This is a genomic window from Pseudomonas sp. B2M1-30, assembly GCF_025447575.1.
GTDB classification, from domain to species: Bacteria; Pseudomonadota; Gammaproteobacteria; order Pseudomonadales; family Pseudomonadaceae; genus Aquipseudomonas; species Aquipseudomonas botevensis.
Window position 1 is genome coordinate 34,144 of the sequence record NZ_JAOEJT010000019.1, and the last position, 26,310, is coordinate 60,453.

The following is a 26,310-nucleotide window of genomic DNA, read 5'->3' on the forward strand; positions in this document are numbered from 1 at the left end:
AATGGCACCTGTCAGATCTGACAGGTGCCGGTGGGTTCCCGACGAGTGGCAGCCCCGTCTTGGTCCTCAAGGTGCTTGTCCATTTCTGCAGGATTACGTTTGCTTTTCTTTCAGGTGAGTTGTTTGACACATCATTCGATACGTGGCGGGCGCACGTCTTCTCCAGCCACAGTTTGATCTTGAGGATCGAACTCAAATACGTACGCGTTCCTGGCCACGTTCGTCGTCAATCGCACGATCGGAAGGAAACGCCCGGTTTGTTGAAAATAGTCGCGCTGAAAAAATTGTGCGCTTGGTTTTCCGGAGACAGCGGCATAGAAAAAGGCCTCGAGGGGTAGCTGATCCGGTATGTCCTGAGGCCAGGCGGCAATGATGCTTTCGTTATGAACTCGCTGATCTGTGGGTGTCAGTCGAGAACGCGCTTCGATACTCACGGCAAAGGGAGCCTGCTCGCCCTTGAGGCTGCAACCGTGATATCGACTCGATTGTTTGTAAAAGTGGGTAATGTATTCATCGACCGTTGTGATTCCTTGCTCATCGCACGGTTTGCTGGCGGTCGGATTTCCAGAGTGCCCATTGCAACTGTCGCTTCGGTAAAAAGTAGCTGCATCAAACGGCCAGGCACAACGTACTGTCAGTGGATAGGCAGTCGGTGCTGCCAGCTCTTTCATGATCAGCCCCTGATTTTTTGCCCAGGCCAGAATTGGCAGGTGCAGGTCGGTACGCAAGTAGGAAAACGAGACTCCGTTGCGTTCCACTGATCCAGGGCTGGGGTTCCATGCATGGAAGTCAGCGGATGCATCAGTGGTGCGGATCAGAATGCCATTGCAGTTATAGGCAGCAGTATTGCCCCGGCACGCCATGGCCGTGTCGGCATAGCGTGCGTTCAGCTTCGCAGCTACCTGATAACCGATGTACAACTGATCCTGCTGATTGAAGCCAAACACCGAATTGGGTTTCTGACGTAAATCCATTCGAATGATCGGCAGCCAGTCGCCGGTAGCTTCGAAGTAATCACGTTGATCCTTCTGTGCGCCGAGCAAAGAGCCAGCTTGCGTCAAGTCATAGAACAACCCTTGAAGCGGTATCTGATTGGGTGCCTGATCATCCCAATTCCTGATTTGTACAAGCGTGGGCTGGTCAGCCTGAATGCGCTGGTGTGCGATCAGGCTGACGAGGAACTGTGCGGGATCTCGAGTGCTCAGCGAGCATTGGCGTGCAGGCTGGTGGCTTTGTTGCGCAAAGTGTGAGAGCCAACTCTCTACTTGCGTGGCGTCCAAAGCCTTACAAGAGCTGACGTCCTGCGTCCTGGCAGCAGCGTTCCACCCGCACCCGAAGCCGGGTCGGGTGGCCTGCACCGGGAACGCGACCGGATAAACACAAAGGGCGTCCAGTACCTTGTTTTCGCCTATAGCCGTGAACTGGTCGCTGAACACCGCGCCGTATTGTTCTGTCAGCGCAGGGTTGTCGAGATCTGCGCGAAGGAAATTAAAACCTTCTGCACCCAACTGGACAGCTTGTGCATCATGTTTCCAGAACGGACCGGTTCCTTGACTGCCACGCAGCAAGACACCACTGCAAAAGTAGGCCGGGGTTGCCCCCGCACATTGATTCGAGGTGTTTTGATAGCGCTGATTGAGCAGATACGCAATTTCCGGACCGGTGGCTGATTGGCTGATGCCGCTGAAAAGCAGCAAGCCCAGCAACAGGTGATTTATTCGCAGAATGCTGCTTTTCATGACGCACTCCCCATACGCTTATAGGCATATCACGCTTGAGAGACACCGATTACCTGCCAAAAAAGAGTGGTGTCCTGGGCGCTGGCGTTGTCGTTGATTGATTGCCCGTTGAGGTCGTACGTCCATGCCGTTCCTGCGCCCAGGGAGTCACCTGTCCACACTGGGTAATTCAGCCACTGCAGGTAGTCGGCGACAGGACCGGTATCGGGGAAATACAGCGCCCAGAGACGCTTGCTCTGGTTCAGCGTGATCGGTTCCAGGCTCGCAGCGGCACAAATTCTGGCCATCCCTTGCCAGTCCGCGCCGGGGCTGAGGAAATGTACTTCTTGTATGCCTTTGACTGTCAGGTTGAATCCGCGGCTCTGGTTCTGGCTGTCGGTTGCGCTGATTGTGCATGTCCCGTTGCGTGTGGCAGTGATTTCGCCGGATAACTCGTTGATGCTGGCAATTGTCGAGTCGCTGCTGGAATAGAGGTAAGGACTGACGCCCCAACCGGCCAGTCGGGTCATGCGAGCCGCCGATGGAGTGTTCAACGGTGGTTTGTCGACTGAGATGACATAGTTTTCATCACTCAAATCCAGCGTTGCATTTGCTTCAAAACCCGCTTGCAGCTTGAGATCCAGGATTGCTGAGGGTTCGCGAGAACCTTGGTAAAACTGCACCTCGTAACGTGTACGTACGATGTCATCGATATCGGCTACGAAGTGGTTGGCAGTGACGGTGAATTCGACATCTTTGCCGACGGCGCCCGCACTGATCGGAAGATCATCCGTGTAGTCGTCACCCACAAATAGGTACACATGGTCGCGGAATGTCATGTTGTCGTAGGGTTCGATTCGTACGGTGGCGCCTCCAGCCGGAATTGTTTCCGGATTCAGAACGTCATCAGGGGCTTCGTCTACTGAGGGCGGGCGCAGGGAATTCTGTGCAGGGGTCATGTCATCACCTCGTGAAGGACAGCATGTGGCGCTCATGCAAGCGCCACGTACGGGCTGAGAGGCTGTGGTCAGGTCGGTATATTCGAGGTTACGGCCAACCGCGCCCCAGCCCTGGCTTTACGTGCCAGTCCACGGGACGTTGGTGTAGCGAGGTACGATACTTTGCCTTTGAGCCGATCTTGTACGGCGCTGCTGTCTCCGCCTCCCTCTGGGTGCCCCCAGGTCACCACTCGGCCGTCGGCCGTCAGGGCTGTGAAGCCATGGGTATTGTCATATACCGCTTGCACTTGAGTGAGTTCATTAATCACTGCCGAAGTGTCACCGCCTACCTTCGCGTCTCCCCAAGCCACTACCGTGCCGTTCTTGCGCAACGCGGCGAAGGCCATCGACGAGCCGCATATCTGGACGATGTCGTCCAGCGTCGCGATGTCGTCTGGCACCAAACCTCCCTCCGCGGGTCTTCCCCACGCCACAACGTGACCGTTGGCGCGCAGCGCCGCGAAAGCACGCCAGGTCGAAACGACTTTGGCGATGTCTGTCAGTCCTTCAATCAACGGGTCGACCGTGCCTCCGTACTCGGCCGTTCCCCAAGCCACCACCTGGCCGGTGGCACGTCTGGCGGTAAAGGCTTGGGCGTTGGCACAGCTGAGCTCGACAATGTCGGTCAGCGCAGCAATATTGGCGGGAACCACTCCGCCATATGTCGCGTGACCCCAACCAATAATCCTGCCATTGGCGCGGTGGGCAGCGAACGCACCGAAGCTGCCGAGTACATGTTCAATATCGGTGAGTCCCCCGATCTCCGGTGGCACCTCACCGCCATTGGCAGCCTGCCCCCAGGCCACTACTTGCCCGGTTGCCCGTTTCGCGGCGAAAGCCTGGCCAGCAGAGGTGACGCCAACAATGTCAGTCAATGCGGCAATGTCGGCGGGGATTACGCCGCCGTCTGCCGCGGTGCCCCAGGCAACGACCTTTCCGTCGCTTTTGATACCGGAGAATGCCGTTGAATTTCCAACTACCTGTGTGAAACCTAGCGGTGTGACTCCCGTCATGCTGCCGCCTTCAGCGGCTGTCCCCCAGACTACGACGGCACTGTTGGCACGCCGTGCAGCGTAGGCACTGCGCGTGCAACTGACCTCCACGATGTCGGTCATGGTGATAATGGTGGCCGGGATACTGGCGCCATACGCCGCTTTCCCCCAGCCAACCACATCACCGAAATCGCGATGAGCAACAAACGCCGCGTTGCCCGCAACTTCGGTGTCGACTCCGTTGCCAATGATGTTCGCTGGATTGAGGGTGCATTGGTCGTCGGTTGTACGTACTTGCAAGGGCTCTTGTGGCTCGGTATCGCGCCAAGTGGAAGCGGTTGTCCAGTCGCTCTGATTGGCATATTTCCACTCGGCCTGGAGTGCTTGCCCGGTGGTGGCATTGAATGAACTCAATACTCGACTGGCACTGGACGCTCGATACGTGCTGCGGTTGTAGCGTGCCCCGAGGACTTTCAAATGTCCTGAGCCGATGACTTTACGCACATCATATTCTGTCGGTGTGGAAGGGCCGTCAGTTCCTCCCGTTTTGCGCTTGACGATGTAACTCAAAGCGATAGCGTCACCTTCATTGGCACTGATAACGCTGTACGGTACTTTTATCGATGACAGTTCCTTGTCGGCCTCTGAAAGTTTCACTGTGTGTGAGTATGTTGTGTTGGTTTTGCCCTCGACGGTTACCGTGATTTGGTCATCTTCTTTTAAGTGAGCGGAGGCTTTAATTACAACAGTCGCGCCGCCTGGATAAACGTCATCAGGGTTCAACTGATCTTCCTGCGCTCCGGTTGCCTCTTTGAAAACAGCAACAGGAAGCTCGAATGACGGTGCCTCAACTTTCAGGCGGTACTCTTTGCCCAAGGCTTCGCCGCCTTCGAACAACTCAACGTGATAGCTGATGGTCACGTCCTGACCGAGACTGGTTAGCACTATGCGATGAGGTACAGTGAACTCGACAGGCTTGCCCTTATTGTTGGAGCTAATGGGCTTGTCATCCTCGTGTACCGTTGCATTGTCGGCCGTGACCCACTTCATGTAAAAGTGGTCTCCGGCGTTCTCCTGGCGATTGGCGTCCATTTGGACGGTTGCACCATTTGGTACATCGGCGGGATCAAGCACATCGTCCGGAGCCTCAATGACTCGAGCCGGATCAAGTAGCTCCTGCTGCGCTACGCCGACAACAAACTCCAGTGGATTGGAATAACTGGTTGTACTGGTTTCTGCACGCAAAATTCGATACGTGACGATCACCTTGTTCCCACGGTTAGGCTCTATGTGTTTCGCCACGAACTCGGGATCAAGATTGAAAATAACGTCCCTGTTAGCCGAGAGCGAGTTCAACGTGACCGAGTCTTCCACCTTGCCAGTGACTTCACCGTCCCAGGTATAGGTCACCACATCTTTGGCCTTGCTCGGTGTGGTGGTGGGTCTTGGGGCGGTCAGCTTGCTGCGGTTGTCGGGCAGATCGGCGGGTTCGAGCGCACCGTCCTTTTCTCCCTCGACGAGTGGGTGTACCAGTTCGCGTTTTGGTTCTCCGACGTTCAACACCGCCGCGGTGCGAGAACTGCGTTTTACGATCTCGCCGTTAACGTCTTTCAGCACGACATAGGACAAGCGCAGCGTTCCACCTTCGAGAATTTTCAGGTGCTGCCCATCCACTGTAAGGGTGAATCCATCGGGATTGTTTGCCTCGGCAGCGCTGGGGAAGTGCCAGTCGAGTTCCGGGTTGTAGCTGCTCTGATCAAACAGAGTACCAAACCAGCTCACTTCAATAGCAACGCCCGCCTCAATGTATGGATTGTGCGGAATGCGGATTGTCGTGCTGGAGAGATCCGGGTCCAGTATCCCTTGATTTGCATCCTCGGCAATTGGCGCATCAATGGGCGTGCCCTCGCCGATGACCTGCACGAACTGGCCTTTGGAGCGTAGCGGGGCGGGAGCACCGGCGCGAGCTACGTGGTAGAAGAACACGCATTGGGTTTTTGCCAGTTTGCGGATAGCCGAGTTCTTGATCTTCAGCTCGTAAATATGCGGCAGGTTGACGACTGTTTGGGGATCGGAATCGACTTCGACGGGATCTCCATCAGTGGTGGTGCCACGCATCGTTGCGGTAATGATGTCGCCAAGTTTGAACTTGTCAGTGACCCACACTTGAGCGACGGGATCCTCGTCCTTGAGCTTTTCCAGATCAATAACATTGTTGGTGGCCTGTTCGATGATGGGCGCGATCAGCAGGTCGGTGCTGGTCGAAACCATGATCCGGGTTTCCTTGCACCAGTCCTCGGCTCGGTTCTTGACGACATCCTCCAGCAGGTAGGAGACAGCCAGGCCGGCTGCGTCGGTATCGCCAGCCTCGTCGATGATGGTTTTGTCCACCAGAACGCCGAACGGGTTATCGACCGGATTGCTGATTTGCTCGGCGGTCAACGGTTCAGAGTTTTTGAATACGCCACCCCAACTCAGCGTGGCGATGTCGCCCACGGCTGCGCCGGGGTAGAGCGCATCGTCACCTGCCGGCCCACGGATGATTACCAGCACACCATCTTCGGCCACTTCCTTGTCCACGCCGCCGTCGATGATTTTCGGGTCGATGTACATGGACAGGTTGGAGTGACCGGGGCCAGGATCCAGATCCTGGTCGGCAGGGAGTTCGAGTTTGACGTAGAGCTTGAGGGGCGGGGTCTGGGTCTCCGGCAATTGGTTGAGCCGGGTGATGCGATAGGACAGGGTGTGGGCGCCCGTCAGCAGATTGCGGGACGGGACGAACATCGTCACCCGCTGATCAACCTCGGCATCATTCTGAAGGGTGTGTTGAGCAACCACGTTGTTATTGACCAACAGCTCAGCCTTGTCGCCCCTGCCCATGACGGCCCACGGATGAATGCGCACTTGCAGGCCTTTGTCGGGAAACACGCCCAGCACCGCTGCGCGGTTGATGCTCCGCTCGCCGGAAGGCAAAGGCGTTTCGGGGCTGTCAGGAATATCCGGATCGAGCAGGGCGAGGGTCGATATTTTTCTCGGTGGCTGAGTCAGCATGGCGAACACTCCTGTCGAGGGAAGGGGACGGAGTGATTGAGCGCCTGTTGCGGGGAAATGGCACCTGTCAGATCTGACAGGTGCCAGCGGATTCCCGACGAGTGGCGGCTTTGGTTTCCCCTGTTCCATAGCTGTGGTTTAGAGTGACCAGCCACTTCACGATCACGGACGAATCGCCATGCCAGACCACAATCCCGACATTCACCTCGAACGCTTCAACGAATCCCACCTTGAAGGCATCGCCGCGTTGTACAACGACCCGGCCGTGGCGCGGCAGGTGTTGCAGATGCCGTTTCAGTCCGTTGAGGTCTGGCGGCAGCGGTTGTTGGCGGACAATGAGCGGGCGGTGAAGCTGGTGGCGCTGCATCAGGGCGTGGTGATCGGCACGCTGGGGCTGGAGGCGTATGCGCGGATGCGCCGCAGCCACGCCGCGAGTTTCGGCATGGGCGTGGCGGCGGCGTGGCAGGGCAAGGGCGTGGGGTCGACGCTGTTGGCGGCGGCGCTGGACGTCGCCGATAACTGGATGAACCTGCACCGAATCGAGCTGACGGTGTACGCCGATAACGAGGCGGCCATCGGCCTGTATCGCAAGTTCGGCTTTGAAACCGAAGGCCTGTTTCGCGATTACGCGGTGCGCGACGGGCAGTGGGTGGACACCCTGAGCATGGCCCGTCTGCGGCGCTCGCCCAAGGCCTGAGTCAGTCGCCCAGGGCGAACGCCACCGCCGCCTGCGCGTGCAGTTCGGTGGTGTCGAGCAGGGGCAGGGCGCTGTGTTGCGGTTTGATCAGCAGGCCGATTTCCGTGCAGCCGAGAATGATCGCCTGGGCGCCGCGAGCGGTCAGCGATTCGATCACCCGTTGGTAGGTCTGGCGCGAGCTGTCGCTGATGATGCCGACACACAGTTCGTCGTAGATGATCCTGTGCACGGCCTGGCGTTCTGCTTCGTCCGGTACCAGCACGGTCAGGCCCCGGGCGACCAGGCGTTGTTTGAGGAAATCCTGTTCCATGGTGAACGCGGTGCCGAGCAGGCCGACCGTGGGTGCGTCGATGGCCAGCGCGGCTTGGGCGGCGGGTTCGGCGATGTGCAGAAACGGGATGTCGATCGCTGCCTGAATCTGCTCCGCGACCTTGTGCATGGTGTTGGTACACAGCACCACGCATTCGGCGCCACCGGCCTGGAGCCGGCGCGCAGCGTCCACCAGAATCGCCGCCGCATCGTCCCAGCGCCCGGCGTGCTGAGCCTGTTCGACAGGCCCGAAGTCGACGCTGTACATTAGCAACCGCGCCGAACGCAGCGGCCCGAGGCGGTCGCGGACCTGTTGGTTGATCAGGCGATAGTATTCGGCGCTGGACTCCCAGCTCATGCCGCCGATTAGGCCGATGGTGCGCATGGCGTGCTCCTGTTTTGATGGCTTGCGTGGGGTGAGTGTCCCGTGGATTGTCGATTCGTTCTATCAGGAAATTTCACATGCCCGGCGTGCTGAGCCACAGCCTGCTGGACGGTCAGTTGTGTCTGCACCTGCTGCCGCGCTCGGCTTACAGCGCACGGGATCCGCTGCAATGGCAGACGCTGGGCATGACCCTTGAACGTCAGCAGGGTGTGCATGCGATTGGCTCTGACCGGCGTGTGGACTTCGACACCTTGCCCGGTGTGCTGGCGCAGACGCCGGCGGGGGTTGAGGTGTTTTCCGAATCGGCCGAGGGCGGCGAGTACCTGGCGCTGCGACTGGCCCCGGCGTTGGTTGAGCAATGCTTGCCAGTGCTGGATCGGCGCGTGCAGCAGGAGGGGCACCGGCGGGGGTTGAAGCTGGCGCAGACGTTGCGCCGCTTGATGCTCGATCCGCATCCGGATGGCTTGGCGATCGAGCAATGCGCGTTGGGCTTTGTGGCGCTGGGGCGTTCTGTGAAGGCTGATGGCGGCGGGGCGGTTTCAGATGCGTTTTTGCGGGTGTTGGAGCGGATTGCCGGGGAGTTCGATCAACCGCTGACCCTGGCGCAACTGGCGCAGACCTATGGCGAAAATGAACTGCGTCTGTTGCGGGATTTTTCTCGGTTCATGGGGGTTACGCCGCATGCTTATCTGGTGGAGGTGCGGTTGCAGGCGGCTCGACGGTTGATTGAGGGCAGTGACCGGGCGCTGGCGCAGATTGCGCTGGAGGTGGGGTTTGCGCATCAGTCGCACATGGGGAGCGCGATGCGCCGGCAGTTGGGGATGACGCCTGGGGGGTATCGGTTGCGGTTTTAGTTTTTATGAGGGGGGAAAATCAAGATCAAGAGCCCCCCTCATCGCAACGCCGCCCCCCTCACATCTCCAGGTTGACCCACCCCGGCCGCGCCTCCTCGGGCGCGACCGCGTTCACGGTCTTGCCCGTTTCCAGCTCCACCCGCCGCGCCACCTCCGGGTCATCGGCGAACGGCGTCAGACTGGCATCTTCCAGGCTCTGCGCCGTCTCATGGCGCAGGCAGTACTCCACCGCCAGCCACAGAAACACCACGCCCAATCCATTCAAAAACATCTCCATCATCGCCTCCCGGCCTCAGGCAATCTGCGCATCACGATGCGCCAGCGCCACATCCGCGACCCGTACTGTGCGCCACACGTTGTAGGCCATCAGCAACATGCCGCTGAGGAAAAACACCCCGCCGGCAAAGCGCACGATGAACCCCGGATGACTGGCCTGCAGCGCCTCGACGAACGAGTACGTCAGCGTGCCGTCCTCGTTGATCGCCCGCCACATCAGGCCCTGGGTGATGCCGTTGACCCACATCGAGGCGATGTACAAAACGGTGCCGATGGTCGCGAGCCAGAAGTGCAGGTTGATCAGCGGCGTGCTGTGCATCCGTTCGCGGCCGAAGACCTTGGGCACCATGTGATAAGTCGCGCCGAAGGTGATCATCGCCACCCAGCCCAGGGCGCCAGCGTGGACGTGGCCGATGGTCCAGTCGGTGTAGTGGGAGAGGGCGTTGACGGTTTTGATCGCCATCATCGGGCCTTCGAACGTCGACATGCCGTAGAACGCCAGCGACAACACCAGGAAGCGCAGGATCGGGTCGGTGCGCAACTGATGCCAGGCGCCGGACAAGGTCATCATCCCGTTGATCATCCCGCCCCAGCTCGGTGCCAGCAGGATCAGCGACATCGCCATGCCCAGCGACTGCGCCCAGTCCGGCAGCGCGGTGTAGTGCAAATGGTGCGGGCCGGCCCAGATGTACAGGGTGATCAGCGCCCAGAAATGCACGATCGACAACCGGTACGAATACACCGGCCGGTTGACCTGTTTCGGCACGAAGTAATACATCATCCCGAGGAACCCGGTGGTCAGGAAGAAACCCACCGCGTTGTGCCCGTACCACCATTGCACCATGGCGTCGGTGGCCCCGGAGTACACCGGATACGACTTGAACCAGTCCACCGGAATCGACAGGTGATTGACCACGTGCAGCATGGCGATCACCAGGATGAACGCGCCGAAGAACCAGTTGCCGACGTAAATATGCTTGGTCTTGCGCTGCACCACGGTGGTGAAGAACACCACGGCGTAGGCGACCCAGACCACGGCCATCCACACCGCGCCGGAGAATTCGATTTCGGCGTATTCCTTGGTGGTGGTGAAGCCCAGCGGCAAGGTGATGAACATGATCACGATCACCGACTGCCAGCCCCAGAAGGTGAAGGCGGCGAGCTTGTCCGAATACAGCCGCACCTGGCAGGTACGCTGCACGGCGTAGTAACTGGCGGCGAATTGTGCGCTGCCGGCGAAACCGAAAATCACCAGGCTGGTGTGCAGCGGCCGCAGCCGGCCGAAGGTGGTCCACGGCAGGTCGAGGTTCATCTCGGGCCATACCAGTTGCGAGGCGATCCATACCCCCATCGCCATGCCCACGACACCCCAGAAAACAGTCGCAATGACGAATTGGCGGACGACCTTGTAGTTATAAGCCTGTCCGATTGTTGCTGTGCTCATGGTCAGTTCATCCACGGTTGCAAAGTCTTGCCAGGCCACCCGGTCTGGCATGGGCTGCACTGTAGGAATCCCGTCGGAAACAAAACAGGCTCAGGAAATGTTCATTTATGCGGATCAGATAGGTGCGCTGCCTGCGGCTATCTGCCGCGTTCTGATACGGTTTTTATGGTTTCAGGTGAATCTGTAATGGGCTGCTCTGTTGCTGCATAGTCGTTGGAAAACCTGTGGGAGCGGGCTTGCTCGCGAATGCGGTGTGTCAGTCAACACACCGCATTCGCGAGCAAGCCCGCTCCCACAGAAAGACATCTGATGAGGTAGCAGTGGCATGTATCAGTACGACGATTACGACCGGGCGCTGGTGTTCGAGCGCGTTGCGCAGTTTCGCGATCAGGTCGAGCGCTTCATGGCCGGGGAATTGAGCGAGGAGGAGTTCCTGCCGCTGCGTCTGCAAAACGGCCTGTACATGCAAAAGCACGCCTACATGCTGCGGGTGGCGATTCCCTACGGCACCTTGAGCGCCGAACAGATGCGCACCCTGGCGAGCATCGCCAGTGACTACGACCGGGGTTACGGCCACTTCACCACCCGGCAGAACATGCAATTCAACTGGATCGAGTTGCACGAGGTGCCGGACATTCTCGAACGCCTGGCGCAGGTCAACATGCACGCGATCCAGACCTCTGGCAACTGCGTGCGCAACATCACCACCGAGGCGTTTGCCGGGGTCGCTGCGGACGAGATGATCGACCCGCGTCCGCTGGCGGAAATCCTCCGGCAATGGTCGACGATCAACCCGGAATTCCTGTTCCTGCCGCGCAAGTTCAAGATCGCCATCTGCTCGGCCAGGCAGGACCGCGCGGCGATCATGATGCATGACATCGGCCTCTATCTTTATCCGGGCCGCGACGGCCAGATGCTGTTGCGGGTGATCGTCGGCGGCGGGTTGGGGCGTACGCCGATTCTTGGTTTGCAGATCCGCGACGGCTTGCCCTGGCAACACTTGCTGTCCTACGTCGAGGCGGTGTTGCGGGTCTACAACCGCCATGGTCGACGCGACAACAAGTACAAGGCGCGGATCAAGATTCTGGTCAAGGCGCTGGGGATCGAGGCGTTCGCCGGGGAAGTCGAGGCGGAGTGGCAGCACCTCAAGGACGGCCCGGCGCAGTTGACCGAAGCCGAGTATCAGCGGGTCGCCAGTGCTTTTGTGCCGCCGGACTACGACAGGCTGGCGGCGACCGATCTGGACTTCGGCACGCGCCTGACCGAGAACCCGGCGTTCGCCCGCTGGGTCGCGCGCAACGTGCAACCGCACAAGGTGCCGGGTTATGCCAGTGCGGTGCTGTCGACCAAACCCGGCATGGACGCCGCGCCGGGCGATGTCACCGGTGTGCAGATGCTGGCGGTGGCGGACTGGTCGGAGCAGTTCGGCTTCGGGGAAATCCGCATCGCCCACGAGCAGAACATCGTGCTGCCGGACGTGCCGAAATCCGCGCTCCACGCCCTGTGGCTGATGGCGTGCGAACAAAGCCTGGGCAGCGCCAACGTCGGTTTGCTGACCGACATCATTGCCTGCCCCGGCGGCGATTTCTGTGCGCTGGCCAACGCCAAGTCGATCCCGATTGCGCAAGCGATTCAGGCGCGTTTTGAAGACCTCGATTACCTGCATGACCTGGGCGACATCAGCCTGAACATCTCCGGCTGCATGAACGCCTGCGGGCATCATCACATTGGCAACATAGGCATCCTTGGCGTCGATAAGAACGGCAGCGAGTGGTATCAGATCACCCTCGGTGGCGCGCAAGGCAAAAACAGTGCGCTGGGCAAAGTGATCGGCCCGTCGTTCAGCGCCGCCGAAGTGCCGCAGGTGATCGAACGAATCATCGCCACCTTCGTGCGTTATCGCGAGAGTGAGGAATTGTTTGTCGACACCCTGGCCCGCATTGGCCTGGAACCCTTCAAGGAACGGGTCTACCCGAAAATGCTGGAGGTGTCGGCATGAACAATCTGTTGCGGTTGGAGCAGGGTGTCGCGCGGATCGCGGTCGACGATCCATGGACATTGGTCCGCGAACCTGAGCAGGAGAGGCCGGCGGGGCTGCTGATCCTGCCGCTGGCCCATTGGCTGGAGTCGCCCTCGACCCACGCGGTCTGGCTGGGGCCGGACGATGAGGTCGACAGTCTGGTGCCGTGGCTGGCGTCGCTGCCGCTGATTGCCCTCGACTTTCCGAGTTTTCGCGACGGTCGCGCGTACAGCCAGGCCTATCTGCTGCGCAGTCGCTTGGGGTGGACGGGAGAGTTGCGCGCCATTGGCGATGTGCTGCGCGATCAGCTCAGTCATATGCGCCAGTGTGGCTTCGACAGCTTTGCCGTGCGCGAAGACAAGTCCGTCGAGGACGCGCTCAAGGGGCTGGCCGGGATGAGCGTGTTGTACGGGCGCTCGGTGATTGAGCCGCGTCCGTTGTTTCGGCGGCGCTGATCTTTCACACAAGGGAAACCCCTACAGCCCACGTCATTCGCGGATTTTTCCTTGGGTCGATGGTGGCCTTTTGGTAGAGTCCTTCGCGCCAGCGGGTTTTCGGCTGGACGATGGAATCGAAGAAAGGAGTCTGGGCTGTGACTGCGGGCAAAAAGATCTTGGGCCTCACGGCGTTGCTATTGATGCTGACGCTGTGGGCCAGCTACTTCTATGTATTCAAGGAAAACCGCGACGGCCAGCTCGGCGGCGCCAGCGAAAGCACTGCCTGGTGCGGTACGCCGCCCAACGGCGAAGCCGCGCTGCTGGGCAAGGACCAGTTGACCTTGCGCATCACCAACAACCTGCGCGGCGAGTTCATGCTCAGCGGCTCGGTGCTGGTGTCCGAGCGCACGTTCAACCGCTACGACCTGGGCCGCAACGAATTGCGCCTGCGCCTGGAGCCGTTGCAATGGTCCTACGGCGTCACGCCGATCTTCCTCGAGCAAGTGAAGATCCAGCCACTGAGCCGCAACCTCGCGTCCGCCAACAAAAGCGCCTTCGCTGAACTGGAACCACGGCCCATCGGCGTTCAGGGGCGGGTCACCGAGTTTCCGTTCGACACTTACCGCTACGGCTACAAGCCGGTGCTGTATTACCTCAAGGGCAGCGAGCGCATCGACCTGCGCTTCAAGAACATCACTACGTTGATGGAGATGTCCAACACCTTCACACCGATCCAGAAATACAACCGTGTCGAGTACATCGACGAGAAAAACTCGATGATCCGCGACGAGGACTACAAGGCCTACGGCGCCCATGAGTGTGCGTTCAGTGTCGAGCGCAAGGGCTCGTTCAAGGTGGTCGTGCTGTTGTTGCTCTTGGTGTTGTGCCTGCCGTTGCTCCACGTGTTCTATCGCGATGAGCCGGGGATCGACTTCCTGGCGACGCTGGTGGGGATTGGCGTGGTGCGGGTGCTGCTGGTCGGGCCGGTGCAGGACTTCCAGTTGTACAACATCGATTTCCTGTTTGGCGCGGCGATTCTGCTGGTGGGATCGGTGTCGCTGATCAAGGCGATGCGGGCCAATAGCCGGCGGGAGATGGCGTTGAAGAGCGGGGCGACGTCTTCCTGGTGATCGAGTGTGGCTTGAAAAGCCCCTCACCTTAACCCTCTCCCAGGCGGAGAGGGGATTGACCGGGTTCTCTTGTGTCATGCGCCGACCTGAAAGAACCGGCCGATTATGGATTCAAGGACAATCGTTCAGGTCGGCAAGTTTCTCCAATATCCCCCAATCAGTGCCCTCTCCGCTTGGGAGAGGGCCAGGTGAGGGCAGCAATTCCCAGCCGGTCACCCGACCCGAATTCCCCACGCCCATCCCCGCACGGAAAATCCGTGATTTTTGTGGTTTCTGATCGCAAACCTCAAGGTTTTAGCTATACCTGTAATTCCTCCCCACGCAACACTGATTGGGCCTTCTGACAGGAGTTACAGCATGAAGCTAGCAGTGATGATGAGCACGTTGTGCATTGCCACTCTCGGAGTGGTGGGCTGCTCCAGCAAAACCGTCTCTCCCGAGGAATATTCCGGTTTCCTCAAAGACTACAGTCAGCTCAAGGAGGCCAAGTCGCCTTCCGGTGCCGAGGTCATGCGTTGGGTAGATCCCAAGGTCGACATCAACAAATACAGCAGCGTCTACATCGAACCCACCCAGCTTTACCCCAAACCGCAAGCGACTGTGAAAATCCCGCAGCAGACCCTCAACGGCATCACCAGCTACTACGATCAGGCGCTCAAGCGTGAAATCGGCAAGTCATTGCCATTGGCCACCGGCCCGGGGCCGGGCGTGATCGTGGTGCGTGCGGCGATCACTGCCGTGAGCAGCTCGACCGAGGGCCTCAAGCCGTATGAAGTGATTCCGATCGCACTGGTGGCGGCGGCGGTCACCACCGCGAGCGGTTCTCGCGATCAGGAAACCACCCTCGCCACCGAGGCCGTGTTCCTGGATGGCGGCAACAACAAGGTCGTGGCCCAGGTTGTGCGCAAGGGCACCGGCAAACCGTTGGAAAACGACTCCCAGGTGATGAAACCGTCTGATGTCAAAGGCGTGATCGATGGCTGGGCGGCGGACATGCATCAGTCCTATCTGAAACTCAAGGCCAAGTGACTGGCTGAGGCGCTGGCCTCTTCGCGAGCAACCCCGCTCCCACAAAACCTTTGTGGAAGCGGGGTTCGATTCACTGAGACTCTCAAGCCATTTCAGTGTTTTTTCGCCTCTCGGATCCGCTGCTCCTGTTCGCGCAGTTCCGGGGTGAATTCGGCGCCAAACTCTTCTGCCGAGAAGACCTGGCGGATTTCGATTTCGGCCTCGGTGCCCGGCATCGGATTCGGGCAGCGCTTGACCCACTCGATGGCTTCTTCCTTCGATTTCACCTCCCAGATCCAATAGCCGGCGATCAATTCGTTGGTTTCAGCGAAAGGGCCGTCGATCACCGTGCGTTTTTCCCCGGAGAACCTTACGCGAGCCCCCTTGCTGCTGGGATGCAGGCCATCGGCGGACACCAGGATGCCGGCCTTGGCCAGTTCCTCGTTGTAGTTGCCCATCGCGGTCAGCAGTTCTTCGCTGGGCATGGCGCCGGCTTCTGAGTCGGCGCTGGCTTTGACAATGATCATGAATTGCATGGTGGTTCTCCGCAGGCGTGTAAGGGATTCACTGCTTAGTCGAACGGGCAGGACTTGAATCGACAGGGCCTTTAAATAAAAGATGCAGACCCGCGTTTTAACAAGCATCGCCTCCATACGGAATGTGTCCGCCATGCCTACCCTTGAACTCACGACCCTGATCCCCGCGCGCACCCCGAGCGAGGTGCTCGACTTCTGCCTGGAGGGCGTCAACTTCCCGAAGATTTTCCCCGAACGCGTCACGCCGCTGGGCGATATCGACCTGGGCCGGCTGCGCATCGAGGCCGGCCGGCAGTTTCGGTTTCGGCACTGGATGTTCAACCTTATCCCGTCGAACTGGACGGTGGTCATTCGTGAGGTCAGCGACAGTCACTTCATCGATGAAATGCTCAAGGGGCCGCTGCGTGCCTTTCGTCATGAACATCGGGTGGCGGCGGGAGAGGGCGGTACGCTTTACACCGACCGGGTGACGTACTCGGCGATTGGCGGGGCGTTCAGCGAGGCGTTGCTGGTGAACGGCTACATGCGGCGGATTTTCGAGGCGCGGCACCGCAACATGCTGCAACTGCTCAAATAACCCTGCTGATTCAGGTTGTATCCAGTTTTGTCTTCCGGAGCATGACAATTTCAGTTCAGGCATAGGTCGTCGGACAATTTCGTGGTTAACTTCGGCCTCTTGCGTGATTTTCAATAAAACAACGTTCAGAAGGATTCCGTTCATGGCTCAAGTCACCCTCAAAGGCAACCCGGTTCAAGTCAACGGCCAGTTGCCACAAACCGGTTCCCAGGCACCTGCCTTCTCCCTGGTTGCCGGCAATCTGTCCGACGTCACCCTGAAAGACTTCGCCGGCAAGCGCAAAGTGCTGAATATCTTCCCAAGCGTCGACACCCCGACCTGCGCTACCTCCGTGCGCAAGTTCAACGCCCAGGCCAACGACATCGCCAACACCGTGGTGCTGTGCATCTCCGCTGACCTGCCGTTCGCCCAGGCCCGTTTCTGCGGCGCCGAAGGCCTGGAAAACGTACAGAACCTGTCGACCCTGCGCGGCACCGAGTTCATCCAGAACTACGGCGTTGCCATCGCCGACGGCCCGCTGAAAGGCCTGACCGCCCGTGCCGTCGTCGTTCTGGACGAGAACGACAAAGTGCTGCACAGCGAGCTGGTCAAGGAAATCGCTGAAGAGCCGAACTACGAAGCAGCCCTCGCTGTTCTGAAGTAATCCGCTTTCTCAAACAGCGTTTTTACAATTGTTAACGGCCTGGCCCTGTCCAGGCCGTTTTCATTTGTGTATCAGTGTCTTGCCTCACACCTTGAAACGTAAGTTGAAGGTAAATTGCCGGTAAATGCGCTTTGCTTAATCCCCACCAGTGCTTATCGTTCAGCCTCCCGTAAAAGAAGCCCACGCGCCCAATGGTTAATCACTCCATGCAATCGTCTCCCCGTAAATCCCGTCGCTGGCTGATCAGCCTGTTCGTGCTGCTGGTCGTCGCCGTCCTGTGCTGGAAATTCTGGCCGGCCGGAGCGCCCCACAAGGCGGGCGCCGAGAAGGCTGCGGCCGGCCATACCGGCCGTTCGGGGATGATGCGGCCGGGCTTCGGTGGCGGCACCGGGCCGATTCCGGTGCGCGTGGCACCGGCGGTCACCGGGGACTTCCCGCTGTACTACAAGGCGCTGGGCACGGTGACGGCGCTCAACACCATCAATGTGCGCAGCCGCGTGGCCGGCGAACTGGTGAAGATCTATTTCGAAGAAGGGCAGATGGTCAAGGCGGGCGACCTGCTCGCGGAGATTGACCCGCGTCCGTACCAGAACGCCTTGCTTCAGGCCGAAGGCACCTTGCTGCAAAACCAGGCGCAACTGAAAAACGCCCAGGTCGACGTCGAGCGCTATCGCGGCCTGTTCAAGGAAGACAGCATCGCCAAGCAGACCCTGGACACTGCCGAAGCGCTGGTCGGCCAATACCTCGGCACGGTGAAAACCAATCAGGCGGCGGTCAACGACGCCAAGCTCAACCTCGACTTCACCAAGATCCGCGCACCGATTGCCGGCCGCGTGGGCCTGCGCCAGCTCGACGTCGGCAACCTGGTGGCCGCCAACGACACCACGTTCCTGGCGGTCATTACCCAGACCCAACCGATCAGCGTGGCCTTCACCCTGCCGGAAAACAGCCTTGAAACCGTCCTTGCCCGCTATCGCAGCGGCGCGAAACTGCCGGCCGAAGCCTGGGATCGCGGCGACACCAAGTTGCAGGCCACCGGCGTTCTGCAAAGCCTCGACAACCAGATCGACGTCGCCACCGGCACCCTGAAATTCAAGGCCCGTTACGAAAACCGCGACCAGTCGCTGTTCCCCAACCAGTTCGTCAACGTCCACCTGCTGGCCGACACCCTCAAGGGTGTGGTGCTGGCGCCTTCGGCGGCGATCCAGTTCGGCAACAACGGCACCTTTGTCTACGCCATGGACGGTGACAAGAAAGTCACCATCCGCCAGTTGAAGATCGGCGCCAGCGATGGCAACAACACCGTGGTCACCGAAGGCCTGGTCGCTGGCGACCGCGTGGTGCTGGAGGGCACTGACCGCCTGAAGGAAGGCAGTGAAGTGGAAGTGGTCAACGACAGCCAGGACGTACCGACCACGCCGACCGGACACCTGCAAGGCAAATCCGCCGCCACCGCGCCTGACACCGCCGTTACCGACAAGGCCAAGAAGGGCGCATGAACATTTCGCGGCTGTTTATTCTCCGCCCGGTCGCCACCACGCTGAGCATGCTGGCTATCGTTCTGGCCGGTCTGATCGCTTATCGTCTGCTGCCGGTTTCGGCGCTGCCCCAGGTCGATTACCCGACCATCCGTGTCATGACCCTGTACCCCGGCGCCAGTCCGGACGTCATGACCAGCGCTGTCACTGCGCCACTGGAACGTCAGTTCGGGCAGATGCCGGGCCTGACGCAGATGGCCTCGACCAGTTCCGGCGGTGCCTCGGTGCTGACCCTGCGCTTCAGCCTCGACATCAACATGGATGTCGCCGAGCAGCAAGTGCAGGCCGCGATCAACGCCGCGACCAATCTGCTGCCGACCGATTTGCCGGCACCGCCGGTGTACAACAAGGTCAACCCGGCGGACACCCCGGTGCTGACGCTCGCGATCACCTCGAAAACCATGTTGCTGCCCAAGCTCAATGACCTGGTCGATACGCGCATGGCGCAGAAAATCGCCCAGATCAGCGGTGTCGGCATGGTCAGCATTGCCGGCGGCCAGCGTCAGGCGGTGCGGATCAAGGTCAACCCCGAGGCCCTGGCCGCCAACAGCCTGAACCTGTCGGACGTGCGTACCCTGATCGGTGCGTCCAACGTCAACCAGCCCAAGGGCAACTTCGACGGCCCGACCCGGGTGTCGATGCTCGACGCCAACGACCAGCTGACCTCACCCAAGGACTACGCCAATCTGATCCTCGCCTACAAGAACGGCGCGCCGTTGCGGCTCAAGGACGTGGCGGAAATCGTCGATGGCGCCGAGAACGAACGCCTCGCCGCGTGGGCCAACCAGAATCAGGCGGTGTTGCTGAACATCCAGCGTCAGCCGGGCGCCAACGTGATCGAAGTGGTCGATCGGATCAAGGCACTGCTGCCGAGCATCACCGACAACCTGCCGGCCGGTCTCGACGTCACCGTGCTGACCGACCGTACCCAGACCATTCGCGCCTCGGTCACCGATGTGCAGCATGAACTGCTGATCGCCATCGCCCTGGTGGTGATGGTGACGTTCCTGTTCCTGCGGCGCGCCAGTGCCACCATCATTCCGTCGGTGGCCGTGCCGCTGTCGCTGATCGGCACCTTCGGCGTGATGTACCTGGCCGGGTTTTCGGTGAACAACCTGACCCTGATGGCCCTGACCATCGCCACCGGTTTCGTGGTCGACGACGCCATCGTGATGCTGGAAAACATCGCGCGCTTCATCGAAGAAGGTGACAGCCCGCTGCAGGCCGCGCTCAAAGGCGCCAAGCAGATCGGTTTTACCCTGATTTCCCTGACCCTGTCGCTGATCGCGGTGCTGATCCCGCTGCTGTTCATGGCGGACGTGGTGGGGCGCCTGTTCCGCGAGTTCGCCATCACCCTGGCGGTGGCGATCCTGATTTCCCTGGTGGTGTCGCTGACCCTGACGCCGATGATGTGCGCGCGCCTGCTCAAACGTGAGCCGGAGGCCAGCGAGCAGGGCCGTTTCTATCGTGCCAGCGGTGAGTTCATCGACTGGATGATCGCCGGCTACGGGCGCATGTTGCAGTGGGTGCTCAAGCGTCAGCCGCTGACCCTGCTGGTCGCCATCGGCACCCTGGCCCTGACCGTGTTCCTTTATATGGTGGTGCCCAAGGGCTTCTTCCCGGTGCAGGACACCGGGGTGATCCAGGGCATTTCCGAGGCACCGCAGTCGATTTCCTTCGCCGCCATGGGTGAACGCCAGCAGGCGCTCGCCAAGGTGATCCTGGAAGATCCGGCGGTGGAAAGCCTGTCGTCCTACATCGGCGTCGATGGCGACAACGCCACGCTCAACAGCGGACGTCTGCTGATCAACCTCAAACCCCACGGTCAGCGTGACCTCAGCGCCGCCGAGGTGATCGCGCGACTGCAACCGCAACTGGACAAACTGGTCGGTATCCGTCTGTTCATGCAACCGGTGCAGGACCTGACCATCGAAGACCGCGTCAGCCGCACCCAATACCAGTTCAGCATGTCTTCACCGGACGCCGATCTGCTCAGCCTGTGGAGCGGCCGACTGGTCGAGGCATTGGCGCAGCGCCCGGAACTGACCGACGTCGCCAGTGATTTGCAGGACAAGGGGTTGCAGGTGTATCTGGTCATCGACCGTGATGCGGCCTCGCGCCTTGGCGTTTCGGTGTCGAACATCACCGATGCGCTCTACGACGCCTTCGGCCAGCGGCAGATTTCCACCATTTACACCCAGGCCAGCCAGTACCGCGTGGTGCTGCAAGCCCAGGCCGGGGAGCGGATCGGCCCGCAGGCGCTGGATCAGATTCACGTCAAGACCACCGACGGCGCACAGGTGCGGTTGTCGAGCCTGGCCCATGTCGAGGAGCGCCAGGCGCAACTGGCGATCACCCATATCGGTCAGTTCCCGGCGGTGATGATGTCGTTCAACCTCGCGCCCGGCGTGGCGCTGGGGCATGCGGTGGACGTGATCGATCAGGTGCAGAAGGACATCGGCATGCCGATCGGCGTGCAGACCCAGTTCCAGGGCGCGGCCGAAGCGTTCCAGGCGTCGCTGTCGAGCACCTTGCTGCTGATTCTGGCGGCGGTGGTGACCATGTACATCGTGCTTGGCGTGCTCTACGAGAGCTACATCCACCCGATCACCATTCTCTCGACCCTGCCATCGGCGGCGGTGGGCGCCTTGCTGGCGCTGTTGCTCAGTGGCAATGACCTGGGGATGATCGCGATCATCGGCATCATCCTGCTGATCGGTATCGTCAAGAAGAACGCGATCATGATGATCGACTTCGCCCTCGACGCCGAACGCAACCAGGGTATGGCGCCGGAGCAGGCCATCTATCAGGCAGCGTTGCTGCGCTTCCGGCCGATCCTGATGACCACCCTGGCCGCATTGTTCGGCGCGGTGCCGTTGATGCTGGCGACCGGTTCCGGCGCGGAATTGCGTCAGCCTTTGGGTCTGGTGATGGTCGGTGGCTTGCTGATGAGCCAGATTCTGACCTTGTTCACCACGCCGGTGATCTATTTGTACTTCGACCGGCTGGGTCGCCGTTTCGGCAAGTCCAGGGCTGAAGAGGTGGCAGTGTGATCATGCTGAACACCCGGCCCGCTCCTGATGGGGTCGATACATGAACCTCTCCGGTCCTTTCATCAAGCGTCCGGTGGCGACCATGCTGCTGAGCCTGGCGATCATGCTGCTGGGCGGCGTGAGCTTCGGCTTGCTGCCGGTGTCGCCGCTGCCGCAAATGGACTTCCCGGTGATCGTGGTGCAGGCCAGCCTGCCCGGCGCCAGTCCCGAGGTCATGGCATCCACCGTGGCGACGCCGCTGGAGCGCTCGTTCGGCGCCATTGCCGGCGTCAACACCATGAGTAGCCGCTCCAGCCAGGGTTCGACCCGGGTCATTCTGCAATTCGACCTCGACCGCGACATCAACGGCGCGGCGCGGGAAGTGCAGGCGGCGATCAACGCCTCGCGCAACCTGCTGCCGAGCGGGATGCGCAGCATGCCGACCTACAAGAAGGTCAATCCGTCCCAGGCACCGATCATGGTGCTGTCGCTGACTTCGGACGTGCTGGAAAAAGGCCAGCTCTATGACCTGGCCTCGACCATCCTGTCCCAGAGCCTGTCCCAGGTGCAGGGCGTGGGTGAAGTGCAGATTGGCGGCAGCTCCCTGCCGGCAGTGCGCATCGAACTCGAACCCCAGGCGCTGAACCAGTACGGCGTGGCACTGGACGACGTGCGCAAGACCATCGCCGAGGCCAACGTGCGCCGGCCGAAAGGTTCGGTCGAGGACGGTGAGCGGCTGTGGCAGATCCAGGCCAACGATCAACTGGAGAAAGCCAAGGATTACGAGTCGCTGATCATTCACTACGCCGACGGCGCCGCGTTGCGCCTGAAAGATGTGGCCAAGGTCAGCGACGGTGTCGAAGACCGTTACAACAGCGGGTTCTTCAACGATGACGCGGCGGTGCTGCTGGTGATCAACCGGCAGGCCGGCGCCAACATCATCGAGACGGTCAACGAGATCAAGGCGCAATTGCCGGCGTTGCAGGCGGTGCTGCCGGCCAGCGTCAAACTGAACCTGGCGATGGATCGCTCGCCGGTGATCAAGGCCACGTTGCACGAAGCCGAAATGACCCTGCTGATCGCCGTGGCCCTGGTGATTCTGGTGGTGTTCCTGTTCCTCGGTAACTTCCGCGCCTCGTTGATCCCGACCCTGGCGGTGCCGGTGTCGTTGGTCGGTACGTTCGCGGTGATGTACCTCTACGGCTTTTCGCTGAACAACCTGTCGCTGATGGCGCTGATTCTCGCCACCGGACTGGTGGTGGACGACGCCATCGTGGTGCTGGAGAACATTTCCCGGCACATCGACGAAGGCGTCAAACCGATGAAGGCCGCGTACCTCGGGGCCAAGGAAGTCGGCTTCACCTTGCTGTCGATGAACGTCTCGCTGGTCGCGGTGTTCCTGTCGATCCTGTTCATGGGCGGGATCATCGAAAGCCTGTTCCGTGAATTCTCCATTACGCTGGCGGCGGCCATCGTGGTGTCGCTGGTGGTGTCGCTGACCCTGACGCCAATGCTCTGCGCACGCTGGCTCAAGCCGCACACGCCAGGGCAGGAGAACCGCCTGCAACGCTGGAGCCGGCACGCCAACGACTGGATGGTCGGCAAGTACGCCACCAGCCTCGACTGGGTGCTGCGTCACCGGCGTCTGACCCTGTTGAGCCTGATCGTCACCGTCGGGGTCAACGTCGCCCTGTACGTTGTGGTGCCAAAGACCTTCATGCCGCAACAGGACACCGGCCAGTTGATCGGTTTTGTGCGCGGTGACGACGGCCTGTCGTTCAGCGTGATGCAGCCGAAAATGGAAATCTTCCGTCGCGCGGTGCTCAAGGATGAGGCGGTGGAAAGCGTTGCCGGGTTCATCGGTGGCACCAACGGCACCAACAACGCGTTCATGCTGGTTCGCCTGAAACCGATCAAGGAGCGCAATCTGTCGGCGCAGAAAGTCATCGAACGCCTGCGCAAGGAAATGCCCAAGGTGCCGGGCGCCCAGTTGATGCTGATGGCCGACCAGGACCTGCAATTCGGCGGCGGCCGCGAGCAGACTACCTCGCAATACAGCTACATCCTGCAAAGCGGTGACCTGGGGGCGCTGCGCGAGTGGTATCCGAAAGTGGTGAGCGCGCTCAGGGCCTTGCCCGAACTGACCGCCATCGACGCCCGTGAGGGTCGCGGCGCGCAGCAGGTGACGTTGATTGTCGACCGTGATCAGGCCAAGCGCCTGGGGGTGGACATGAACATGGTCACCGCCGTGCTGAACAACGCCTACAGCCAGCGGCAGATTTCGACGATCTACGACAGCCTCAACCAGTATCAGGTGGTGATGGAGGTCAATCCGAAATACGCCCAGGATCCGGTGACGCTCAAGCAGGTCGAAGTCATCACCGCCGACGGTGCGCGGGTTCCGCTGTCGACCTTCGCCCACTATGAGAACAGCCTGGAAGACGACCGGGTCAGCCACGAAGGCCAGTTCGCGTCCGAGGACATTTCCTTCGACATGGCCGAAGGCGTGACGGTGGAGCAGGGCAGTGCCGCGATCGAGCGGGCGATTGCCAAGGTCGGTCTGCCGGAAGACGTGATCGCAAAAATGGCCGGCACCGCCGATGCCTTTGCCGCGACCCAGAAGAGTCAGCCGTTCATGATTCTTGGCGCGCTGCTGGCGGTGTATCTGGTGCTCGGTGTGCTGTACGAAAGCTACATTCACCCGCTGACCATTCTCTCGACCCTGCCTTCGGCCGGGGTCGGTGCGCTGCTGTCGATCTATGCGCTGGGCGGTGAGTTCAGCCTGATTTCGCTGCTCGGTCTGTTCCTGCTGATCGGCGTGGTGAAGAAGAACGCGATCCTGATGATCGACCTGGCGCTGCAACTGGAGCGCCATCAGGGCCTGTCGCCGCTGGAATCGATCCGCAGCGCCTGTCTGCAACGCTTGCGGCCGATTCTGATGACCACGCTGGCAGCGATCCTCGGCGCCTTGCCGCTGTTGCTCAGTCGGGCCGAAGGCGCGGAAATGCGTCAACCGCTGGGCCTGACCATCATCGGCGGGCTGATTTTCAGCCAGGTGCTGACCCTTTACACCACGCCGGTGGTTTACCTCTATCTCGACAAACTGCGCCATCGTTTCAACAAATGGCGTGGCGTACGTACCGATGCCGCACTGGAAACTCCGCTATGACTGACCGTTCGCTTCTCAATCTGGCCACTGCCCGTGGCTCGCGTCTGTTGAGTCTGTCGCTGTGCGTGGCGATGCTCAGTGCCTGCGCCGTCGGCCCGGACTACCATCGCCCGCAAACCGCGCAAATCACCCAATACAAGGAAGCCGAAGGCTGGAGCCAGGCCAACCCGAGTGATGCACTGGCCCGTGGTGCCTGGTGGGAACTGTATGGTGACCGTCAGCTCAATGAATTGATCGCGAAACTCAACGGCGCCAACCAGAGCGTCGCGCAGTCCGAGGCGCAGTTCCGTCAGGCCCAGGCACTGGTGCGCAGCGCGCGCGGGGCGTTTTACCCGAGCGTTGATCTGAGCGCGGGCAAGACCCGTTCCAGCCAGGGCACCGGCAGCAGCAGTTCGAGCCTGAGCAGTTCCTCCAGCGGTATTCGTGATACCTACAACGCGCAGTTGGGCGTCAGTTGGGAGGCGGATGTCTGGGGCAAATTGCGTCGTGGCCTTGAGGCCAACGAAGCCAGTGCCCAGGCCAGTTTTGCCGATCTGGCGGCGATGCGCCTGAGCCAACAGTCCGAGCTGGTGAAAAACTACCTGCAACTGCGGGTGATCGATCAGCAGAAGCGCTTGCTCGAGTCGACCGTGGCCGCGTATGAACGCTCGCTGAAAATGACACAGAACCAGTACAAGGCCGGGGTTTCCGGTCGTGACGCGGTGGCCCAGGCGCAGACTCAGTTGAAGTCCACCCAGGGTGATCTGGTGGATCTGATCTGGCAGCGGGCGCAGTTCGAAAACGCCATCGCGGTGCTGATCGGGCAACCGCCGGCCGAGTTCAAACTCGCCGAAACCCAGGACATTCCCAAGCTGCCGCAGATTCCGCTGAGCCTGCCCTCGCAATTGCTGGAGCGACGTCCGGACATCGCCTCGGCCGAGCGTTCGGTGATCGCCGCCAACGCCAATATCGGCGTGGCAAAAGCGGCGTATTACCCGGATCTGAGCCTGAGCATGAGCGGCGGTTATAGCAGCAGCACCTCGCAGAATCTCATCAGTCTGCCGAACCGCTTCTGGTCGGTCGGGCCGAAAGTGACGTTGCCGCTGTTCGACGGCGGGCAGCGCTCGGCGGAAGTCGACCGTACCGAGGCGATCTACGATCAGACCGTGGCCAAATACCGCCAGACCGTGCTCGACGGCTTCCGCGAGGTGGAAAACTACCTGGTGCAGTTGAAGGTGTATGAGGACGAAGCGGCGGTGCGCCAGGAAGCCCTTGATGCGGCCCGCGACTCGGTGCGCCTGACCGAAAACCAGTACAAGGCCGGGCTTATCGCCTATCTCGATGTGGTCACGGTGCAAGCCACGGCGTTGAGTAACGAGCGCAGCGTGCTGAATGTGCTGCAGAGCCGGTTGATCGCCAGTGTGCAGTTGATTGCCGCGCTGGGCGGGGGCTGGGACGGGCAACTCGATGTGAGTGACAACCGCTGATCGATCAACGCCGGCTACCGGATTAGAGGG

19 protein-coding genes are annotated in these 26,310 nt (G+C 60.5%); 12 read left to right on the top strand and 7 right to left on the bottom strand.

From position 1 onward, the window contains the following. Positions 1–131: 131 nt before the first annotated feature. The 3 genes from N8H74_RS26550 to N8H74_RS26560 form a co-directional block, all read right to left on the bottom strand. Positions 132–1,739, bottom strand: a complete 1,608-nt coding sequence (locus N8H74_RS26550) for a hypothetical protein (protein WP_262151552.1) — start codon at positions 1,737–1,739, stop codon at positions 132–134. A gap of 29 nt (positions 1,740–1,768) precedes the next feature. Further along, positions 1,769–2,677, bottom strand: a complete 909-nt coding sequence (locus N8H74_RS26555; protein WP_262151554.1) for a hypothetical protein — start codon at positions 2,675–2,677, stop codon at positions 1,769–1,771. 68 nt (positions 2,678–2,745) lie between these two features. Next, positions 2,746–6,759 carry a hypothetical protein gene (locus N8H74_RS26560; protein ID WP_262151556.1) on the bottom strand — a complete coding sequence of 1,338 codons (4,014 nt, stop codon included), beginning with the start codon at positions 6,757–6,759 and terminating at the stop codon, positions 2,746–2,748. A gap of 178 nt (positions 6,760–6,937) precedes the next feature. Between N8H74_RS26560 and N8H74_RS26565 the strand changes: the two genes are divergently transcribed. Next, entirely contained in the window at positions 6,938–7,456 is a 519-nt protein-coding gene (locus N8H74_RS26565) for a GNAT family N-acetyltransferase (RefSeq protein ID WP_262151557.1), read from the top strand. 1 nt (position 7,457) lies between these two features. On the opposite strand, the gene N8H74_RS26570 is transcribed toward N8H74_RS26565, so the two are convergent. Next, positions 7,458–8,150: an aspartate/glutamate racemase family protein gene (locus N8H74_RS26570; protein WP_262151559.1), complete on the bottom strand. Its 693-nt coding sequence runs from the start codon at positions 8,148–8,150 to the stop codon at positions 7,458–7,460. Between the two features lie 77 nt (positions 8,151–8,227). Here N8H74_RS26570 and N8H74_RS26575 point away from each other — a divergent pair, with 77 nt between their 5' ends. After that, the gene (locus tag N8H74_RS26575; RefSeq protein ID WP_262151561.1) at positions 8,228–9,004 is read left to right on the top strand and encodes an AraC family transcriptional regulator; all 777 of its coding nucleotides are present in this window, start codon (positions 8,228–8,230) and stop codon (positions 9,002–9,004) included. A gap of 58 nt (positions 9,005–9,062) precedes the next feature. Here the strand turns inward: N8H74_RS26575 and N8H74_RS26580 are convergent, their stop codons facing one another. Further along, the gene (locus tag N8H74_RS26580) at positions 9,063–9,284 is read right to left on the bottom strand and encodes a cbb3-type cytochrome c oxidase subunit 3 (RefSeq protein WP_217832525.1); all 222 of its coding nucleotides are present in this window, start codon (positions 9,282–9,284) and stop codon (positions 9,063–9,065) included. Positions 9,285–9,296: 12 nt separating this feature from the next. Next, positions 9,297–10,724, bottom strand: a complete 1,428-nt coding sequence (ccoN, locus tag N8H74_RS26585; RefSeq protein ID WP_217832524.1) for a cytochrome-c oxidase, cbb3-type subunit I — start codon at positions 10,722–10,724, stop codon at positions 9,297–9,299. Between the two features lie 325 nt (positions 10,725–11,049). Between ccoN and N8H74_RS26590 the strand changes: the two genes are divergently transcribed. The 4 genes from N8H74_RS26590 (at position 11,050) to N8H74_RS26605 (ending at position 15,340) form a co-directional block, all read left to right on the top strand. Then, a complete protein-coding gene (locus N8H74_RS26590; protein ID WP_262151564.1) occupies positions 11,050–12,723 on the top strand; it encodes a nitrite/sulfite reductase in 1,674 nt (557 codons plus the stop codon). Next, complete coding sequence (locus N8H74_RS26595) at positions 12,720–13,199, top strand: DUF934 domain-containing protein (protein WP_262151566.1); 480 nt, start codon at positions 12,720–12,722, stop codon at positions 13,197–13,199. The genes N8H74_RS26590 and N8H74_RS26595 overlap by 4 nt, the downstream gene beginning before the upstream one ends. Positions 13,200–13,336: 137 nt before the next feature. Beyond that, a complete protein-coding gene (locus tag N8H74_RS26600) occupies positions 13,337–14,311 on the top strand; it encodes a hypothetical protein (RefSeq protein ID WP_217832521.1) in 975 nt (324 codons plus the stop codon). A 357-nt stretch (positions 14,312–14,668) separates the two neighbouring features. Then, the gene (locus N8H74_RS26605; RefSeq protein WP_217832520.1) at positions 14,669–15,340 is read left to right on the top strand and encodes a DUF3313 domain-containing protein; all 672 of its coding nucleotides are present in this window, start codon (positions 14,669–14,671) and stop codon (positions 15,338–15,340) included. 92 nt (positions 15,341–15,432) lie between these two features. Here the strand turns inward: N8H74_RS26605 and N8H74_RS26610 are convergent, their stop codons facing one another. Next, a complete protein-coding gene (locus tag N8H74_RS26610; RefSeq protein WP_262151568.1) occupies positions 15,433–15,855 on the bottom strand; it encodes a YciI family protein in 423 nt (140 codons plus the stop codon). Between the two features lie 133 nt (positions 15,856–15,988). On the opposite strand from N8H74_RS26610, the gene N8H74_RS26615 reads away from it, so the two are divergent. The 6 genes from N8H74_RS26615 (at position 15,989) to N8H74_RS26640 (ending at position 26,280) form a co-directional block, all read left to right on the top strand. Then, positions 15,989–16,432 (top strand): polyketide cyclase, encoded by a 444-nt coding sequence (locus N8H74_RS26615; RefSeq protein ID WP_262151570.1) that lies wholly within the window; start codon positions 15,989–15,991, stop codon positions 16,430–16,432. A 142-nt stretch (positions 16,433–16,574) separates the two neighbouring features. Next, positions 16,575–17,075: a thiol peroxidase gene (tpx, locus tag N8H74_RS26620; RefSeq protein ID WP_262151572.1), complete on the top strand. Its 501-nt coding sequence runs from the start codon at positions 16,575–16,577 to the stop codon at positions 17,073–17,075. Positions 17,076–17,266: 191 nt separating this feature from the next. Further along, positions 17,267–18,574, top strand: coding sequence for an MdtA/MuxA family multidrug efflux RND transporter periplasmic adaptor subunit (locus tag N8H74_RS26625; RefSeq protein WP_262151574.1), 1,308 nt, complete (start codon positions 17,267–17,269; stop codon positions 18,572–18,574). Next, positions 18,571–21,666, top strand: coding sequence for an MdtB/MuxB family multidrug efflux RND transporter permease subunit (locus N8H74_RS26630; RefSeq protein ID WP_262151576.1), 3,096 nt, complete (start codon positions 18,571–18,573; stop codon positions 21,664–21,666). Before N8H74_RS26625 ends, N8H74_RS26630 begins: the two co-directional genes overlap by 4 nt. Positions 21,667–21,706: 40 nt before the next feature. Continuing rightward, positions 21,707–24,814, top strand: coding sequence for an efflux RND transporter permease subunit (locus tag N8H74_RS26635; RefSeq protein ID WP_262151578.1), 3,108 nt, complete (start codon positions 21,707–21,709; stop codon positions 24,812–24,814). After that, on the top strand, positions 24,811–26,280 hold the full coding sequence (locus N8H74_RS26640) for an efflux transporter outer membrane subunit (protein ID WP_262151580.1): 1,470 nt from the start codon (positions 24,811–24,813) through the stop codon (positions 26,278–26,280). Before N8H74_RS26635 ends, N8H74_RS26640 begins: the two co-directional genes overlap by 4 nt. The last annotated feature ends 30 nt before the right edge of the window (positions 26,281–26,310 follow it).

Excerpts from the sequence above, each read along its gene's own strand:
- N8H74_RS26550 (WP_262151552.1), bottom strand. The coding sequence starts at position 1,739 with ATGAAAAGCAGCATTCTGCGAATAAATCACCTGTTGCTGGGCTTGCTG.
- N8H74_RS26555 (WP_262151554.1), bottom strand. The coding sequence starts at position 2,677 with ATGACCCCTGCACAGAATTCCCTGCGCCCGCCCTCAGTAGACGAAGCC.
- N8H74_RS26560 (WP_262151556.1), bottom strand. The coding sequence starts at position 6,759 with ATGCTGACTCAGCCACCGAGAAAAATATCGACCCTCGCCCTGCTCGAT.
- N8H74_RS26565 (WP_262151557.1), top strand. The coding sequence starts at position 6,938 with ATGCCAGACCACAATCCCGACATTCACCTCGAACGCTTCAACGAATCC.
- N8H74_RS26570 (WP_262151559.1), bottom strand. The coding sequence starts at position 8,150 with ATGCGCACCATCGGCCTAATCGGCGGCATGAGCTGGGAGTCCAGCGCC.
- N8H74_RS26575 (WP_262151561.1), top strand. The coding sequence starts at position 8,228 with ATGCCCGGCGTGCTGAGCCACAGCCTGCTGGACGGTCAGTTGTGTCTG.
- N8H74_RS26580 (WP_217832525.1), bottom strand. The coding sequence starts at position 9,284 with ATGATGGAGATGTTTTTGAATGGATTGGGCGTGGTGTTTCTGTGGCTG.
- ccoN (WP_217832524.1), bottom strand. The coding sequence starts at position 10,724 with ATGAGCACAGCAACAATCGGACAGGCTTATAACTACAAGGTCGTCCGC.
- N8H74_RS26590 (WP_262151564.1), top strand. The coding sequence starts at position 11,050 with ATGTATCAGTACGACGATTACGACCGGGCGCTGGTGTTCGAGCGCGTT.
- N8H74_RS26595 (WP_262151566.1), top strand. The coding sequence starts at position 12,720 with ATGAACAATCTGTTGCGGTTGGAGCAGGGTGTCGCGCGGATCGCGGTC.
- N8H74_RS26605 (WP_217832520.1), top strand. The coding sequence starts at position 14,669 with ATGAAGCTAGCAGTGATGATGAGCACGTTGTGCATTGCCACTCTCGGA.
- N8H74_RS26610 (WP_262151568.1), bottom strand. The coding sequence starts at position 15,855 with ATGCAATTCATGATCATTGTCAAAGCCAGCGCCGACTCAGAAGCCGGC.
- N8H74_RS26615 (WP_262151570.1), top strand. The coding sequence starts at position 15,989 with ATGCCTACCCTTGAACTCACGACCCTGATCCCCGCGCGCACCCCGAGC.
- tpx (WP_262151572.1), top strand. The coding sequence starts at position 16,575 with ATGGCTCAAGTCACCCTCAAAGGCAACCCGGTTCAAGTCAACGGCCAG.
- N8H74_RS26625 (WP_262151574.1), top strand. The coding sequence starts at position 17,267 with ATGGTTAATCACTCCATGCAATCGTCTCCCCGTAAATCCCGTCGCTGG.
- N8H74_RS26630 (WP_262151576.1), top strand. The coding sequence starts at position 18,571 with ATGAACATTTCGCGGCTGTTTATTCTCCGCCCGGTCGCCACCACGCTG.
- N8H74_RS26635 (WP_262151578.1), top strand. The coding sequence starts at position 21,707 with ATGAACCTCTCCGGTCCTTTCATCAAGCGTCCGGTGGCGACCATGCTG.
- N8H74_RS26640 (WP_262151580.1), top strand. The coding sequence starts at position 24,811 with ATGACTGACCGTTCGCTTCTCAATCTGGCCACTGCCCGTGGCTCGCGT.